The following is a 17,150-nucleotide window of genomic DNA, read 5'->3' as shown; positions in this document are numbered from 1 at the left end:
GTGACCATCGTAGGATTATACTGAGGGTACTTTAGTAATACCAAGACTCACAAGCCACGCGGCCCGCCAAGAATACCTAGCGGGCCGCATAAAGAAGTTTCGAGAAGACCTAGGTTTACTCGTCCTTTTGCTTTTCCTTCTCGATAGCTGGAATGGCTTCGGTGAAAATAAGGCCAGTCCGTGCCGCGTGCTCAGCGGCTTGCACGGTGTCTTGCACCAGCAGCATTTCTACTTTATGCTCGTTATCCAGTAAGTCTTCGGCTACTTTCTCCACGAGCGTCGCCCGGTCGGGGCGCATGATGTCGCGGATGTAAATAGCTAGGATACGGTTCGGGTGGCGCTGCACCACTTCCCGGTAGATGTTGGCGTCTTCCTGCCCACTGTCGCCGATGAGCACGAAGGGAAGCTTTGGGTAGGTGAGCAACAGGTTTTCTATCTCCTTGAGCTTATGACCGTGGTGTGGGTTGACGTGCCGGTCGCTGCGCTTGCGGCTAAGAGCCATATCGCGCAGCAAAATCGGGCCGGCTGGAATTTTGTTTAGCGCCAGGAAGTCTTCCAGCAAGTCATACAGGTTCCAAGGGCTGCTGCTCACGTAGAAGAAGGGATTGTTACGCTTGCCGTTCCGACCTAGCTGCAAGGCCCGGTAGAACTCGGCTACCCCCTTGAACGGTAGGCGCGAATGAGCATTGCGCAGCAGCACCGTGCGGGCCATCTGCAACAAGTCCGTAGCGGACGTTTGAATAACAGTATCATCTAGGTCGCTGATAACCCCATACTCCGCGTCGGCGGGCGGAATGAGCACCCGCGCTTGGGCGTGTATGCCGGGCGGTGTGGGGATAGGCGCAGGGGCAGCTTTTAACTCGACATCCACGGCGTACCATAAGTAGTCGATTGGTTCACCTAGCATCGAGGGCTCTAAGTTGAGCGTGAAGTATCCTTCCTCGTCGGTCATGATAGGGTGCTCGGAACCATCGGCGGGTCGAATTAACAGCTGAGCATCGGGAATTTCGTTGCTCTCGAAACGCCGGTACATATTCAGCAGGTTCTGCCAGCGGGAGTCGTCGGCCGAGGGCTCGCCGATGCCTTTATCGGTGAGCAAACGGCCTTTCACGTAGAGCCGGGAAGGGGTGCCGTAGCTGCAGTAAGGTACTATTTGCAAAGGGTGCAACAACCCAAGCCGAGCACGCATCTGAAGCACGAGGTCATCGGCGCGTTCAGCCCAGTCATTTAGTTTGTCGAGAAGAGGCATAGTTGGCAACAAAGAACGGTATGGCCAGAAGATACGAGAAGCCTCAACGGTAATGTTACGGTACGCCTAAAAACAACAACGTCCGCTACTAGTGCAGCGGACGTTGTCAGGAATGCTTTTGGAGCAGCTTATAGTGCTTTTTGCAGCGCCAAAAATGACGAGTTATCAACCGAGCGGCCGGTGCAGCCTAAACTTGCGGCTTTGGCCGTAATGGCTTCAATGCGGGCGCCTGGGTCGGGGTGCGTGCTCAGGAACTCCGGTGGGTTTTGCTGACCAGCGCTTTGAGCCTTGCTGAAGAAACCAGCCGTGCCGTCGCAGGAATAACTGGTGTTATTCAGGTACACAACTGAGTATTCGTCAGCTTCGCGCTCAAAATCGCGGCTGAATTTGAGTTGACCTAGGCCAGTCGCAATCTGAGCAAGCTGGTTGGGGTTCTCACCCAGCACCAGGCTTAGGAGCAAGGAAATGCCGTATTGCTGCTGGAGCTGCTTCGAGGTGTGGCGGCGGTCAGCGTGAGCAATTTCGTGGCCGAGCACGCCTGCCAGTTGGCTTTCATTATCTAAGAACTTAATCAGGCCAGAGAAAACGTAGATGTGACCACCGGGCGTGGCAAAGGCGTTTTGCGTGGCGTCGTCCTTGATGATTTTTACGTCCCAGGGAAAATCGTTGCGGTGCACGAGTTGGCCATTGTTCAGTACGCGGTTCACCATAGGATCGAGCAGCTGGTAAGCGCGGGCATTGTTAGCGCGCTCTAAGAGTTGGCCTTTGGCGCGGTACGTAGAGTCGGTTTCGGTGGCAACTTTGTCGCCTAGGGCTTTGTCGTCTTCGATGGAGAAAAGCACTACGTTGTCGCCGTCGCCGGAGCAAGCAGCAGTGCCCAACAATGACGTAGCCAGGGAAAGAAGAAGCCACGGCTTACGCAGGAGGTGTATCATAAAAACTGGAAAGGAAATAGAAGGGTAAGTAGAAAGAGTACGGCGTGGGCCAAAAGCTCGTAGTAGCAACGACGGCTACAGCAGTTTCTTTAACTCGGTCAAGTTGGCGCTCGACGAGCTACGGCCTGTGCAACCTAGCTGCTTGGCTTTCGCTTGGATGTTGGCGATGCGCGAACCGGGGTTGGGGTGGGTGCTCAGGAACTCAGGCGGGTTCGACTGACCAGCTTTTTCAGCTTTAATGAAGAAGCCAGCCGTACCGTCGCAAGAATAGTAGTTCGTCGCTTTTAGGTAAGCTACTGAATACGAATCAGCCTCACGCTCGTAGTCACGGCTGAACTTGAGCTGACCTAGGCCGGCGGCTATCTGCGCCAACTGGCCAGGGTTTTTGCCTAAGGCGATGCTCAACAGAAAGCTTACGCCGTATTGCTTTTGCAAGGATTTGATAGAGTGACGGCGGTCGGCGTGGGCAATTTCGTGGCCGATTACGCCGGCCAGTTGATCTTCCTGATCGAGATATTTAATCAGACCGGAGAAAACGTAGATGTGGCCGCCGGGCGTAGCAAAAGCGTTTTGCGTGGCATCGTCCTTGATAATTTTTACGTCCCACGGAAATTGTGTGCGGTAGGTGATCTGGCCGCTGTTGAGCACACGGTTCACGACGCCATCGAGCAGCTGATAAGCTCGGGCATTCTTGCTGTTACGGTCTAGAAGCTGGCCTTTGGCACGGTAGGTAGAGTCAGTTTGGGCAGCAACTTGGTTACCTAGGGCTTTGTCATCTTCGATGGAGAACAGCGAGAAACCTTGGTGAGGAGTGGTAGCGCCAGTAGCAATAAGAGCAATTAGAGAGAAGAAGAGAGCGAGCTGCAAAAAGGGGCGCTGCATAAGAAAAGCAGGGTTGGAAAGATGAACAGGACGGTGAAAATGAAGAAAAAACGGTGCCAGAACCGGGTGTGGCACGCTTACGATAGATATTCAATTTTAGTTATATTGACGCTTATATCTAACGAAAATAGTCAAGGTCGAATTGCATGAGCAAACGATAGGTGAGGCATAGCGCGCTACTTTCCCGGCGCATCTACGTACAGGAAAAACCACCTGTGCTGCTACCAAGCAGCCCTTTCCTGAAGACCTCTTATGTCTGTCGCTGCTACACATCCGCGCCCAAAAACGAAGAAGAAGCTGCTCGACCCGCTTGCAGAAGCGCACGAGCTTTACAAGGACCCTGCCCGTCAAGCGGAGCTAGCTGGCCTACGGTACCTTACCGACACCAAGCCAGGCCTTACCCGGCAGCCCGGCCCAGATGGTACTTTCACGTACCTAGATGCTAAAGGACAGTCTGTTACGGATGAGAAGGTAATGGACCGTATTCAGCACTTTGTTATTCCGCCCGCATGGACCGACGTTTGGATTTCGCCATCCGCCAACTCGCACTTGCAAGTGACCGGACGCGACGCCAAAGGGCGCAAACAGTACCTCTACCATGCTGCCTGGGATGCGGCCCGAAGCCTTACCAAGTTCAGCCGCTTGCGAGCGTTTGGGGAGAAGCTGCCCGAATTGCGGCAGCAAATTCAGAAGGACCTAAAGCGCCCGCAACTAGATAAGGAGAAGGTTATAGCCTTGGTGCTGAATCTGATGGACCAGTCGTTTATTCGGGTGGGCAACCGCGAGTACGCCAAGAAAAACAAGAGCTACGGCCTGACCACCTTGCGCGACCGGCACGTGAAGGTGGAAGGGGATATGGTGCGCTTTTCCTTTATCGGCAAAAAGGGTGTGCCCCACGATGTTACCCTGCACGACCGAAAGCTCGCGCGCTTGGTACAGAAGTGTAAGGAAATCCCGGGGCAGCATTTGTTCCAATACTACGATGCTGATGGCCACCGTGCCGAGCTAGAATCGGGCGACGTGAACCAATACTTGCATGACGTAACCGGCATGAGCCTCTCGGCGAAGGACTTCCGCACTTGGGGCGGCACCGTGAAGATGGTAGCATGCCTGGAGAACGTGATTAACGAAGAGCCGGACCTGCCCAAAGCGAAAGTGCTGAAGCGCGCCGTGAAAGAAGTAGCAACCGGCCTCGGCAACACGCCTACCGTTTGTAGCAAGTACTACATTCACCCCCAGGTAGTGGAGCTGTTCAACTCAGATAAGCTCATCGACTACCTCCGTAAACACGACATCGACCCCAAAGAAAACGACCTGCTAACGCCTACCGAGCACATGGTGCTAGATATGCTGGAGACAGTGTAGCGTGACTGAGTGACTGAGTTAAACAGCCGGGCAAGGTACTAGAACAGTCACTCAGTCACTCTTTAGTCCCCTTCGCGGTCGTAGGCGTGAGTTTCGACACCTTTTCGGGTTCGGTCGCGGGTGCTAGGGCCAGCCTCTAAGGTGTTGCCGCTACGCGTGTCGTAGTAGTAAGTTTTCCGGCGGCTGTGGCGCACCCGTGATGTGTCCTTGACTTCGTCGCGGTTTGGTCCTCCGAAAATGTTAACGCGGATGCCATGCATCACGTCGCCGCTTAGTTCAAACGTGTCTTCGCCACCTAGGCCGTGCAAGGTGATGAGCTTTGTTTCAGCGCTACGGAAAATACGCTCGTACATGGGTTGGCCTTTGGCCGCATACACCTGCACTTGGGTCGTGGAGTCGGTGAGACGCTGCACCACAAACCGCTCGGCTTGATCGGTGCCTACCACTGTCACCTCACGCGCTAGCAATTTATAATAAGTGCGCGCTGCTGTTGGCAGCGAGACCCGGCGTGCTCGCAAGGCAGCGGCTGTGCGTGCGCCCTCTAGTGCGTAAACAGGCGGTGGCAGGCGGTGGAGCGCCGTCTCAATGGCTTCGTCAGTGAGCCGGCTTTGCAGATCGAGGGCTAGCTTTTGAAACTGTGCGCTGGTTACCTCATTAAGAGCCCGCTCGTCGATGAAGCGGGCATTTTTTACTAAGCCCGCGATGGTTTCGTAGTGCGGCTTAAAGGTGCGCAGCTTTCCTACCACGAACGGGCGACTCACGAGCCACGGCACCAGTCCATCGTCGAAGCGGTAAAAAACCTGGTCTCGGTCTTTGGGGATGGGTCGATACAAGGTGCGGTTCTGTTGCTCGTATACGGCCCATTGCCACTGACCTTCGTGTCGGTCCCAATCGCCGAGCCAGAGGTCGAGCAGGCGGGCCCGCGCAAATGCCAATTGATCGAACTGACAGCTGGGATCTTGGTAGCGCGCGCGCAGCACATCGTCGCTGTCTTCCAGGTTTTGTGCTTCGCCAAAGGCAGGCGTGAGGTTGCTCTTACCATCAAACTTCTCTTCGAGCAAGGCTAGCTTTCCCTGAAACTTCGGTGCGTTCTCCCCCAAGCCTTTTTCATCGGCTCGGATGTAAAAGAGCTGAGGCGTGGTATGTAGCACCCCGGCAGCCTCGGCCAGCGGCGGCACCACAAACGCGCCGTAGGGGTTGATGGCCGAAGTGGCGTCGCGCACTAAGTTGAGCACGAAGGTTTTTTGCAGCAGCCGAGGCAACGTTTTGTACGGATCTTTATCAAGCGTCCGTAGGGCGTATTCACGGCCGTTGGCGCCGAGCAAGGTCATGCTGGTACTCTGGAATCCTCCTCCTAGCTTGCCCGCCTGCAAGCCGCCCGGCACCACCGTTTGAGGCTTCAGTACGGGTACGGTAACAGGTGTCGTCCAGACGTGGCGGTAATGACGGCCAAAGAAGACATTGTAAAGTGCATTCGCGCGGTAATGCCGACCGGCCGTCACGCGGGCACTATCGGCCGTGGCAGCAAGTGGGGGAGCACTTGGCAGCCGAGCATCTGTTTGAAAAAAACGCTGCCGGGCGCAACTAGCAACCATCAGCCAACATACAAGGAGAAGTAAGCGAACAACCATCTAAAGGAGAGAAAGCACAACCTAGGTGCTTCAACGAAACCCATCAATAAAAGATAACAAGCACAACCGCCCCGCCCTGGTTTGCGCTATAAGGTGGCCGCCCGTGTGGCGCCCGACCTCTAGGTCGCGTAGTTATGACATTAACTCTTATTTCTTATTGCTGGCGTAGCTCTCGCGTGAAGGTGTTATCGTGCGGGTTGCTGTGCGTTTCCTGCTCCGCGCCCGCGAAGCCTACTGGCCCTCCACCGACTATTGCGGCTGACTCCACAGTACAAGTAGCGGCCGGCCCGCAGTACATGCGCGGGGCCATCCACCGGTTTTTTTGGGGTAAACATTACCGCAAGGTATGGGCCGTGCCGGTTCAAGCGCGCGTGTTCAACCTGCGCACGGCCGTACCGGGTGGTTTCACTCCAGTGCGCGAGGGGGGGAGCTTTCAAACGAGAAACCTTCGGTTGGTGACGCGCGACGACCTAGAGTACGTGCTGCGCTCCGTCGATAAAGATGCCACCAAGGCGCTGCCCGCTCAGTTTCAGCAAGGCCTTATCGCCAACCTGATGAAAGATCAGACCAGCGTTATCAATCCCTACGGAGCTTACATTGTGCCGCCGTTGGCCAAAGCCGCTGGCGTGTATTACACAAATCCGCGCTTGGTGTGGCTGCCCGATGACCCGGCCCTAGGCAGCTTCCGCAAGAGCTTCGCGAATGCATTATACCTGCTGGAGGAGCGCCCTGATGGTAACCAGCGTGACAGCCCCAACTTCGGCCGCTCGGCGCGGGTGGAAAGTTCGCGCAAAGCCTTTACCAACCTAGTCTACAGCCAGCGCTACCGCGTTGATGCGCGCCAATACCTGCGGGCGCGTTTGTTTGATATGTGGCTCGGCGACTGGAGTCGGCGCGAGGATCAATGGCGGTGGGCTAGCTTTCCCACGCCTGGCGGTATCGTATACCGGGCCATTCCCCGCGACCGGGACCATGCCTTTTTTAAGTTTGACGATGGCGTGCTGACGCGCATTATCAGCTGGTTTAAAACTAATTACCAGAGTTTTCACGGCAAGATCAAGCTACAGAATGTGGAGGGGCTGAACCGCGCTGCGCTGCCCATGGATAAGTCGCTGCTCGCTTACCTTTCGGCCAGCGACTTCCAGCAAGTGGCTGATTCTATGCGGCGGCAGCTTTCCGACGATGTTATTCGGCAGTCGCTGCTCGTATGGCCCCAGCAAGTCTATCATTTGGTCGGGTCAGAGTTCGACTCCAAGCTACGCCAGCGGCGCGAACAGCTGCCTGCCGTAGCTGCCAAGTTCTACGAACTGCTCGCCCGCGATATTGAGCTGCCCGGCACCGAGCAGGCAGAGCGTTTCGTCATAACTTCTCAGGGTAGGTCGCAATTACGGGTGCAGATTTATGCCAAGCGAGTCGATCAGCCCGATAGCCTGCTCAACCAACGCACGTTCGATGCACGAGAGACGCGCTCCATCAAGATCTTTGGCCTCGGTGGCGCCGATGTGTTCGACCTACAAAGCTTGCCCGACGCCGGCATCGCCGTGGGTATTTACGACGGAGCTGGGCAGGATACTATACAGCAGCATACGGTGCCCCCGAAAGCTAGCTTGGCAAACATAACGGTGTACGACAGCGGTGATGGTAACACGATCCAGGTCACCGCAAAAAAAGTAAAAGTAGAAGCGTATAAGCCCCGCGCAGAAGAGTTTGATGCGGCTGGCTGGCTCTTGCGTCACCGCTTGTTTTGAGCTGACCTAGATTCCGCTGCTGGCGTTGCCCTTGATCAAGCTTGGAGTAACCAGCCTTCCGCTTGTCTTTGGTCGTCGAAGTAGTTCACCGCCAACGTGGTAATCAACGAGTTCGTGATTTTCAACGTAGCTAGGTGGCTGATGACGTCATATGCTTGAATGATGGCGCAACGCGCATAGCCAACTTCCTGCACGGCGCGTGGTACCCAGTCGTTGGCAAGCCAATACTGATCGTCGGGCATAATGGCCGCAAGTAGCTGGTGGTCAGACAAAACCTTGGTGATGCCAGACTCCTTTAGCAGCAGCAGCACATGCTCGTAGGCCTCACGCAGCTCCGAGGTGCGCACCATCGTCGGGTGCCACTCAATACGCACATACCCAAAGTTATGCGCGATGATGCTTGCTAGATTGTTGTGAAAAAAGAGGGACTCGTGGATGGGGTAACGTAAATCAGGCATTAAAAACGCTTGAAAAGACACATTGATGTTGGGAGACAGAAATGTGCAAACAGGTAGCAGGAGGGCGGCACAGCTGAGCTGTATAGGTAAGCAATTTACCAGTTTAGGGTGAGCCTACGCGCAGCTACTAAAAGAAAATGCTGGATGCGCGCAGGCTCACCTGGCTACCAAAGACAATAAGTGACCAAGCATAAAAGCTAGCTACTTGAAGATCTTGACTTTGTCTTTGTGCTTGGTGCGCAGATACTGACGAATAATCTGCTGTACGTCTTTGTTGTCGTTGTAGCGCGTAACGATTTCCTTGAAGTCGGCGAGCTTCCGCGCCGAAAACGTCTCCGTATCCACGTAGCCGAAGCCTAGGTAACGGCCGTGCTCTACCACGACTACCGTTTTCTCTAGCTCTGTGCGGCCCCGTCCGATTACCACAAACGAGCTGTGCTCGTAGGTAAATGACTCAATGGCTTCTTCCACGCGCTTGTTGTATTCTTCGGGCGCCTCCAGGCCTAGGCACGCTCCTTTGCAGCGGTGCACTTGGTAGTCGAAGCAAGCGCCCTGGGTTTTGTATAAGTCGCAGAGCTTCTGACATAAGTTGAACTTAGCAACTTTGTGAAACAGAAATCCTTTCGCCTTAAACTGGTTAGTTAGCGCAATAAGTGGGTGCGAAACCGCATGGTCGTCGGCACGTCCGTAGTAGAGGTGCTTGTAGCCTTGCTCATCGGTGCGCAGAAAAATGCCGGCCGGAAAGACCGAGCGTCGTTGTGCTCGGTTGTAAAGCGGCTTCAGTCGCTTAATCTCGTGCGATTCGTAAAGCAGCGCGACCAGCTCCGAACCCGTCAGCTCCCACGTAATATCGGAAATAGAATTCTTGAACTCTAAGCTCTTGCGCGACTTGTAATCGACAGCGAAGTGTTGCTGAATGCGTTTGTAGATGTTGATGCTCTTACCAACATAAATTACTTCCCCTTGCTCATTGTGAAAGTAGTACACACCAGCTTCTTGCGGGAGCGCAGCTACTTGCTGCGGCGTGATATTAGGCGGTAGCAAAGCCGTCTTGATGGCCTCTTGCACGGCAGCAACTCGTTTGGGGCTAGGTTGCTTGGTAGGCTTGCGACCGTTGGGTGCAGTGGCATCCACCGCGGCAAGCGTATCAGCGGGCGTAGCGTTTGGGTCCGCTAGGTTTTCTTCCTGCTGCGTTATCTTGAGCAGGCGGTCAAAGAGCACGGTCGTAGCCGCCGCATCACCCGCGGCGCGGTGACGCCCCTCCAACGGAATACCAATGTTCTGGCACAGCTTACCTAGGCTGTAGCTAGGTTGTCCCGGAATCAATGAGCGGCTCAGACGCACTGTGCAAAGCGTTTTGCGCGAATAATTGTAGCCTAGGTCTGCAAATTCTTTTTTCAGAAAAGAGTAGTCAAACCGCACATTGTGCGCTACAAACACGCAGCCTTCCGTCAGCTCCACAATCTTGCGCGCTACCTCATGAAACTTCGGCGCGTCGCGCACCATGTCGTCGGTGATGCCCGTGAGCTGCGTGATAAAGAAGGGGATAGGCCGTCCCGGGTTCAGGAGAGTCGAGAATTGATGCACGACTTGCGTACCATCGTGGATAAAGATGGCAACTTCCGTAATCCGGTCCTGGGTGGGCTGCCCACCAGTGGTTTCCAAGTCAATTATAGCGTACAAAAGCGGGGCGGTAGCAAAGACAAAAGATAGAGCTAGGTACTACTAACAAAGATAGGCTACTGGAAGGTTGCACAAGGAATGTGCGTAAGCTGTTCATTAGTCGCCAGAGCGCAAACAAAAAGGCGGCCTGCCAGAGCAGACCGCCTTTCGTACGTCTAAAAGCTAGGTTGAACCTAGTGCTTCAGCGCAGTGATTTTGTTTTTAGCTGCCAAGATCTGGCCGTGCTGCTGTTGTATAACTGACTTTGCTTCAGCGGGCAGGTCGGCAGCTTTCAGCGCTTGCTCGTAAGCTTCCAGAGCTGTTGCATCGCCAGTTTCGCACTCGCCTAGGATGGCGTTGTCATCTTGGCCGGTTACGGCCGACTTCAGGTTAATCCAGCCACGGTGAACGGCAGCGGCAGCATCCGTCAGCACACCTTCGATGGTGTTACCAGTTTCGGTAGAAATGCCATACTGCTTAGCGTGTTGCTTCAGCTCAGAAGCAAACTGTGCGCGTTGCTGGCTGTATTGAGCCAACTCTGATTTCAATTGGGGGTTGCTTACGCCTTCAGCAGCTTCCTGGTAGCCTTTAGCACCAGTTTCGTTGATTTCTACAAGGTCGTTGTAAGCGCGGGCAGTTGATTCGTTGATAGCCATTTTGGTTGGGTGTTATGAAAGAGTTCGTTTTCAGAAAGTAGCTCAGCTTCATGAAGCTGCGCTGTTAGGGCTTATACTAACGGCGTGTGCTTGGGGTTACATGCTCACCGCGAATCCGCTGCCAAATGCGGGCAAAAAATCCGGGCTTATCGTCTGATTTGTCCTTCTTCGTGTCTTCGCCGTCGGAAATATCACCTAGCAAGAAGCCCCAAGGTTCGGTAGCCTTCGACGAGTCGAAGATTACTTTCAGCACAGCTGTCAGCGGAATGCTCAAGATCATACCCGGCGTACCCCACAACTCACCACCTAGGATCAGCGCAATGATAGCTGCCATTGGGTTGATACTCACTTTGGAACCGGTGATCGTAGGTGTAATGAAGTTGCCCTCCAAGAATTGTACTACCAGGAATACTCCGAGTACGCCTGCGGCGTGCAGCGGCGAGCCAGTTTCTACTAAAGTGATGAGCGTGGGTAAGGCTGCACCGATGAAAATACCGATGTAAGGAATAACCGCCAGCACCGAGGCGAACACAGCAAAGAAAATAGCAAATTTCACCTGAAGCACAAGCAAACCAATTGCGTTGAGCACGGCTACAATTACGATAACAGTAAGCAGGCCAGAGATGTACGCTTGGATTACCGTCTGAATGTTATCGATAGTATGCAGCACCGACGTACGCTTATCGGGAGCTACAAAGCGGAACATGAACTGCCGGATATGGTCGCGGTAGTACAGCAAGCAGAAGATGTAGATCGGAATCAGCGTCACAACACTCAGAACTGAGGTGGTCGTGTTGAGCGTGGTACCTAGCCAGCCGCCAGCACGAGTCTTCAGCGAATCCAGCGATTGGTCAATCAATTGATCTTTGCTGATCGGCTGCATGCCAAACCGCGAGCTCAGCATTTGCTGGATCTTGTCGAAGTACTCGGCAAGGCGTTCTTGCAGAATCGGTAGCTCGTCGCGGAACTGAATAATCTGGGAACCGAAAATGTAGAAAAGGCCCACAATCAGCAGGATAACCAGCAACAAACACGTGACGATAGCCAGAATGCGAGAGAAGCCCCAGCTCTCGAAACGCAAGCAAAGCGGCAATAGCAATACCGCTAAGAGGCCTGAGAAGAAGATCGGCAGTAGAATGTCATCAAGCCGGTGCAGCACAAAGACCAGCAGCGAAAGTCCAATGAGCAAAAAGGTGTAATGGACTACTGCTGACTGCTTGATCTCAATGGGCGGATTGGAGTGGCGCGGCGTGTTAAAATTGTTAGGGGTTGGTAGCATTGGCTAAAAAAATTAGGTACAGGGGGCGAGGGAAATAGCCGGATTTAGGCTATATTTGGTTGTTTCTGGTGAACTATGAAAAACGGAGATGGGTTGTAGAAAAATGATTTGCCAATAAAATTAGTCTTTGGCAATAGCTTGTTTCTACCTGCTCGTCCTTTGGTCCGCCTTTACGAATACGGCCGGGAAAAAGCCGATTTTCTGCGTTATTTTACCTCAAATTTGATTTAGCATTTTCTGATGGCTGACGAACAACTACCGCAGGCCCCCCATGAGTACACCGAAGACAGCATCCGCTCCCTCGATTGGCGCGAGCACATCCGGTTACGCCCGGGCATGTACATCGGTAAGCTAGGCGACGGCTCATCGCCTGACGATGGTATCTATATTCTTGTAAAAGAGGTTATTGATAACTCCATCGATGAGCACATGATGGGCTACGGCCGCACGATTGATATCAAGATCATCGATAACCAGCGCGTGATTGTGCGCGACTACGGCCGTGGTATTCCGCTGGGTAAGGTGGTCGATGTGGTGAGCAAAATCAACACCGGCGGCAAGTACGACTCTAAAGTATTCCAGAAATCGGTAGGCTTAAACGGGGTAGGTACGAAAGCGGTGAATGCCTTGAGTTCCAACTTTGTAGTGCAGAGCGTACGCGAAGGCATCATGAAGGCGGCCGAGTTTCAGGCAGGGCAACTGGTGAGCGACCCCAAACCAGTGAAGACTTCGCAGCGGAACGGAACGATGATGGCTTTCGAGCCCGACCCGACCATCTTCCGCAACTACAAGTTTAAGTCGGAGTTTCTCGAAAGCCAGCTCTGGAACTATGCTTACCTGAACGCTGGGCTCACGATTAACTTCAACGGCCAGAAGTATCATTCCGTCAATGGCTTGCTGGACTTGCTGGAGCGCAAGACCGATCCGGATACGATCAAGTACCCCATCATTCACCTGAAGGGAAACGACATTGAGCTAGCTCTGACGCACGGCACGGATTACGGTGAAGAGTACTACTCCTTCGTGAATGGTCAGAATACCACACAGGGCGGTACGCACTTGGCTGCTTTCCGGGAAGGCGTGGTGAAGACGCTGCGCGAGTTTTATAAAAAAGACTACGACGCTACCGACATCCGGGCTTCTATCGTGGGCGCCATTGCCATTCGGGTGCAAGAGCCGGTGTTTGAGTCGCAGACTAAAACCAAGCTAGGTTCCATTGTGATGGAGCCTGACGGGGCAACGGTGCGCAACTTCGTGGTAGACTTCGTGAAGGAGCACCTCGACAATTACCTGCACAAGAATCCTGCTACCGCTGAAGATCTGCGCAAGCGTATCGAACAAAGCGAGCGGGAACGGAAGGATATGGCCGGCGTAAAAAAGCTAGCTAACCAACGTGCCAAGAAAGCTAGCTTGCACAACCGCAAGCTCCGCGACTGCCGCTTCCACTTTGGCGAGGGCAGCAAGGATGTGGAGAAAGAAACCTTGACGACGCTCTTCATCACCGAGGGGGATTCGGCTTCGGGTAGCATCACCAAGAGCCGTAGCGTGGAAACCGAAGCGGTGTTCTCGCTGCGCGGTAAGCCGCTGAACTGCTTCGGGATGAAGAAGAAGATTGTGTACGAAAATGAAGAGCTCAACCTGCTCCAGCACGCGCTCAACATTGAGGAAGGCTTGGAAGGGCTGCGCTACAACCGCGTGGTCATTGCCACTGACGCCGACGTGGATGGCATGCACATCCGGCTGTTGCTGCTCACCTTCTTCCTGCAATTCTTCCCCGACTTAGTGCGCAACGGCCACGTCTACATTCTCGAAACACCCCTATTCCGCGTACGCAATAAGAAGACGACCATTTATTGCTACGATGAGCGTGAAAAGCAGGAGGCCATGCGGAAGCTAGGTCGTAACCCGGAAATCACACGCTTCAAAGGGCTGGGTGAAATCTCGCCCGAGGAGTTTGGTCGGTTCATCGGTGATAACATCCGGCTGGAGCCGGTGATCTTGCAATCGGACCGCAGTATTCAGAAGCTGTTGACGTACTACATGGGCAAAAACACGCCCGCTCGTCAGGAATTCATCATCGAAAACCTGCGTTTAGAGAAAGATCTAATTACCTCCGACGTACTGCCCGTGGAGGAAGTAGCGGAGGCAGACCTAGCTTAAAAATGAATTTTACTGCTTAGCTTGTAGGCAGTGCATGTTGAAGAAGCCTTCTACTCAAGCTCAGCTGTTCTTTAGTTAAGGAGCAACGGCCGGGCTTGAGATAGGAGAGAGGTACAAGAACAGTAACCGTGGCAAGGGCCACACCTTTTATGTCAGAAGAGAAGAACCCCCAAGACCCCAACCACGAAGAAGAGCCCAACCTGTTCGGTTCCGGCGACTCCTTTGAGTTTGAGTCTGAGCCGGCTACGTCGGCGCAAGCCGATGACGACGCGCAAGAGGCACAACTCGTGGTAAGTGAGACTGGCGAGCTGTTGGCTGAGTCGGTGACGCTGGAAGCTAGCTTGGATGAAGAGCCAGTAGCGGAAGCGCCCGAAGAAGAAGCTACGTTTGCCCCCGGCGAGACTATCCACGACATTGCGAGTGTCAACGGCATGTACCAGAACTGGTTTCTGGACTACGCCAGCTACGTAATCCTGGAGCGCGCCGTACCGGCCATTGAAGACGGTCTGAAGCCCGTGCAGCGTCGTATTCTGCACGCGATGAAGGAGATGGATGATGGTCGTCTGAACAAGGTGGCTAACATCATTGGTCAAACGATGCAGTATCACCCTCACGGTGACGCATCGATTGGCGACGCTATTGTGAACCTAGGTCAGAAAGACCTTCTAATCGATCACCAAGGAAACTGGGGTGACATCCGCACCGGCGACTCGGCTGCGGCGCCGCGTTACATTGAGGCGCGCCTAAGCAAGTTTGCCCTGGATGTGGTCTTCAATCCTGACATTACGGAGTGGCAGCTCAGCTACGACGGTCGCAAGCGTGAGCCTGTTACGCTGCCGGTGAAGTTTCCGCTGCTGCTGGCGCAGGGCATCGAAGGCATTGCCGTCGGTTTGAGCACCAAGATTATGCCCCACAACTTCCGCGAGTTGTGCAAGGCTAGCATTGATGTGCTGCGGGGGCGGCCTTTTGAGTTGTACCCCGACTTCCCGACCGGTGGCCTCTGCGACGTTAGTAACTATAACGGTGGATTGCGCGGCGCGAAGCTGCGCCTGCGGGCTACCATTGAGAAGGTAGACAAGACCATGCTGGTGATTCGCGACATCCCTTATGGCACCACCACGACGGCGCTGATGGAGAGCATCGTGAAGGCATCGGAAGCCAATAAGATCAAGATCAAGAAGGTAGTCGACAACACAGCGGCCGACGTGGAAATTCAGGTGCACCTGCCCACGGGCGTGTCACCCGACTTGACCATGGATGCGCTCTATGCCTTCACCGACTGCGAAATCAGCATCTCCCCCAACACCTGCGTTATCATCGAAGATAAGCCGCACTTTGTGGGGGTAGAGGACATGCTGCGGTTGAGCACCCAGAAAACGGTGCGGCTTCTGGAGCGTGAGCTGGAGATTCAGCGCGACGAGCTGCAAGAGAAGTGGCACTCGGCTTCGCTGGAGAAAATCTTCATCGAAAACCGCATCTACCGCAAGATTGAGGAGTGCGAGACGTGGGAAGATATTTTAGCGACCATTGATGCCGGCTTGAAGAAGTTTGTGCGCATCGACGGCGAGAAAGCGAAAGCCAATGATACGCGCTTGGTGCTGCGCCGTGCCATCACGGAAGAAGACCTCACCCGTCTGACGGAGATTCGCATCAAGCGTATCTCCAAGTTCGACTCGTTCAAGGCTGAAGAATATATCCAGCGCCTCGAAGCTGAATTGGCCGAAGTAGCCGACCACTTAGCGAACATCACGCGCTATGCCATCAACTACTTCGAGGGCCTGCTGAAAAAGTACGGAACCAACCGCGAGCGGAAAACGCAGCTACGTACCTTCGACGTAGTGACGGCGCAGAAGGTAGCCGTGGCAAACCAGAAGCTTTACGTCAATCGCCAAGATGGTTTCGTGGGCTATGGGTTGAAGAAAGACGAGTTCGTGTGCGACTGCTCTGACCTGGATGACATCATCGCTATTCGCCGCGACGGTTCTTTCATGGTAACTCGAATTGCAGAAAAGACCTTCGTCGGCAAGGACATTTTGCACGTTGGCGTCTATAATAAGAATGACGACCGACTCGTGTACAATATGATTTACCAGGATGGCGCCTCAGGCATTAGCTTCGCTAAGCGTTTCTTGGTAACGGGCATCACCCGCGACAAAACTTACGACCTCACGAAGGGTACGAAAGGTACCAAGACGCTATATTTGACGGCCAACCCCAACTCGGAGTCGGAAATTGTGACGATACAGTTGGTGGACAAGGCGCCAGCTCGCGTGAAACAGTTTGACTTCGATTTTGCTGAGCTAGCTATCAAAGGCAAAGGTTCGATGGGCAACATCGTGACCAAGCAGCCGATTAAGAAAATTACGCAGAAAAGCCGCGGCGATTCGACCCTAGGTGGTCGCGAAACGTTCTTCGACGAAGTAACAGGCCGCCTCAACAATGCAGGCCACGGCCGCTACCTAGGTGCTTTCGATACCGACCACACCATTCTGCTGGTGCACAAAGACGGTACTTACGAGCTCAAGTCGCCCGACCCTGCTCACCACTTCGATGTGCCCAACATTGTGCTTATGCGCAAGCTAGAGCCCGAAACAGTCATCAGCGCGGTGTACGTGGAAGGCGAAACAAAGACGCATTATGTGAAGCGTTTCAAGATTGAGACGAGTACTCTGGATAAGCGCTTTACCTTTATTTCGGAAACGAAAGGCTCGAAGCTGCTGTGCGCTACTTGCTGCACAGAGCCACAAGTGGAAGTGAAGCTTCAGCGCGATAAGAAAGCCGATAAGGAAACTGAGGCTATTCATCTGCATGAGTTTATCGATGTGAAAGGCTGGAAGGCGATGGGCAATAAGCTCAACTACTTCAAGATTCACGCAATAACCTTACTCACCAACGAAGGCCCCGAACCGGAACGACGCGAAGTAGCCAAGCGCCGTGGCCCAGCTACCATTCCGCGTGTAGCCCCAACTGCTACGGAACCTGAGCCTGTAGAATCCGGTGAAGTAACAGTGACAGCCGAAGAAGTAGCCCAAGCCCAAGCTTTACTGCGGCGGCCGAAATCACAGCTTAAGTTGTTCTAACTACTTACAAGAGCCCTGGCAACCAAACCGGGGCTCTTTTTTGCG

Annotated in this window: 12 protein-coding genes; 4 read left to right on the top strand and 8 right to left on the bottom strand. The window is 53.9% G+C overall.

The window, feature by feature from the left end:
- Positions 1–115 precede the first annotated feature (115 nt).
- The 3 genes from SD425_RS14670 to SD425_RS14660 all read right to left on the bottom strand — a co-directional run bounded on the left by SD425_RS14670 (position 116) and on the right by SD425_RS14660 (position 3,066).
- Positions 116–1,249, bottom strand: coding sequence for an App1 family protein (locus SD425_RS14670; RefSeq protein WP_324670690.1), 1,134 nt, complete (start codon positions 1,247–1,249; stop codon positions 116–118).
- A 128-nt stretch (positions 1,250–1,377) separates the two neighbouring features.
- Positions 1,378–2,184, bottom strand: a complete 807-nt coding sequence (locus tag SD425_RS14665) for a M48 family metalloprotease (protein ID WP_324670689.1) — start codon at positions 2,182–2,184, stop codon at positions 1,378–1,380.
- A 75-nt stretch (positions 2,185–2,259) separates the two neighbouring features.
- Positions 2,260–3,066 carry a M48 family metalloprotease gene (locus SD425_RS14660; RefSeq protein ID WP_324670688.1) on the bottom strand — a complete coding sequence of 269 codons (807 nt, stop codon included), beginning with the start codon at positions 3,064–3,066 and terminating at the stop codon, positions 2,260–2,262.
- A 252-nt stretch (positions 3,067–3,318) separates the two neighbouring features.
- On the opposite strand from SD425_RS14660, the gene SD425_RS14655 reads away from it, so the two are divergent.
- The gene (locus SD425_RS14655; RefSeq protein ID WP_324670687.1) at positions 3,319–4,431 is read left to right on the top strand and encodes a DNA topoisomerase IB; all 1,113 of its coding nucleotides are present in this window, start codon (positions 3,319–3,321) and stop codon (positions 4,429–4,431) included.
- A 62-nt stretch (positions 4,432–4,493) separates the two neighbouring features.
- Here SD425_RS14655 and SD425_RS14650 read toward each other — a convergent pair whose 3' ends face one another.
- Entirely contained in the window at positions 4,494–6,026 is a 1,533-nt protein-coding gene (locus SD425_RS14650; RefSeq protein WP_324670686.1) for a hypothetical protein, read from the bottom strand.
- Between the two features lie 170 nt (positions 6,027–6,196).
- On the opposite strand from SD425_RS14650, the gene SD425_RS14645 reads away from it, so the two are divergent.
- A complete protein-coding gene (locus SD425_RS14645) occupies positions 6,197–7,810 on the top strand; it encodes a hypothetical protein (protein ID WP_324670685.1) in 1,614 nt (537 codons plus the stop codon).
- A gap of 35 nt (positions 7,811–7,845) precedes the next feature.
- Here the strand turns inward: SD425_RS14645 and SD425_RS14640 are convergent, their stop codons facing one another.
- From SD425_RS14640 to SD425_RS14625, 4 genes are all read right to left on the bottom strand, one after another.
- On the bottom strand, positions 7,846–8,268 hold the full coding sequence (locus SD425_RS14640; protein ID WP_324670684.1) for a hypothetical protein: 423 nt from the start codon (positions 8,266–8,268) through the stop codon (positions 7,846–7,848).
- A gap of 201 nt (positions 8,269–8,469) precedes the next feature.
- A complete protein-coding gene (locus tag SD425_RS14635; RefSeq protein ID WP_324670683.1) occupies positions 8,470–9,951 on the bottom strand; it encodes an exonuclease domain-containing protein in 1,482 nt (493 codons plus the stop codon).
- Positions 9,952–10,124: 173 nt separating this feature from the next.
- Positions 10,125–10,586, bottom strand: coding sequence for a PA2169 family four-helix-bundle protein (locus SD425_RS14630; protein ID WP_324670682.1), 462 nt, complete (start codon positions 10,584–10,586; stop codon positions 10,125–10,127).
- Between the two features lie 76 nt (positions 10,587–10,662).
- A complete protein-coding gene (locus tag SD425_RS14625; RefSeq protein ID WP_324670681.1) occupies positions 10,663–11,865 on the bottom strand; it encodes an AI-2E family transporter in 1,203 nt (400 codons plus the stop codon).
- A gap of 240 nt (positions 11,866–12,105) precedes the next feature.
- On the opposite strand from SD425_RS14625, the gene SD425_RS14620 reads away from it, so the two are divergent.
- Together SD425_RS14620 and SD425_RS14615 are read left to right on the top strand one after the other, a co-directional pair.
- Positions 12,106–14,025, top strand: coding sequence for a DNA topoisomerase IV subunit B (locus SD425_RS14620; protein ID WP_324670680.1), 1,920 nt, complete (start codon positions 12,106–12,108; stop codon positions 14,023–14,025).
- A 149-nt stretch (positions 14,026–14,174) separates the two neighbouring features.
- Positions 14,175–17,105 (top strand): DNA gyrase/topoisomerase IV subunit A, encoded by a 2,931-nt coding sequence (locus SD425_RS14615; RefSeq protein WP_324670678.1) that lies wholly within the window; start codon positions 14,175–14,177, stop codon positions 17,103–17,105.
- The last annotated feature ends 45 nt before the right edge of the window (positions 17,106–17,150 follow it).

Origin of the sequence: Hymenobacter sp. GOD-10R (assembly GCF_035609205.1) — a bacterium.
Taxonomy (GTDB): domain Bacteria; phylum Bacteroidota; class Bacteroidia; order Cytophagales; family Hymenobacteraceae; genus Hymenobacter.
The sequence above is the reverse complement of the archived record's forward strand: the minus strand, read 5'-3'. Positions and strand labels throughout refer to the sequence as shown.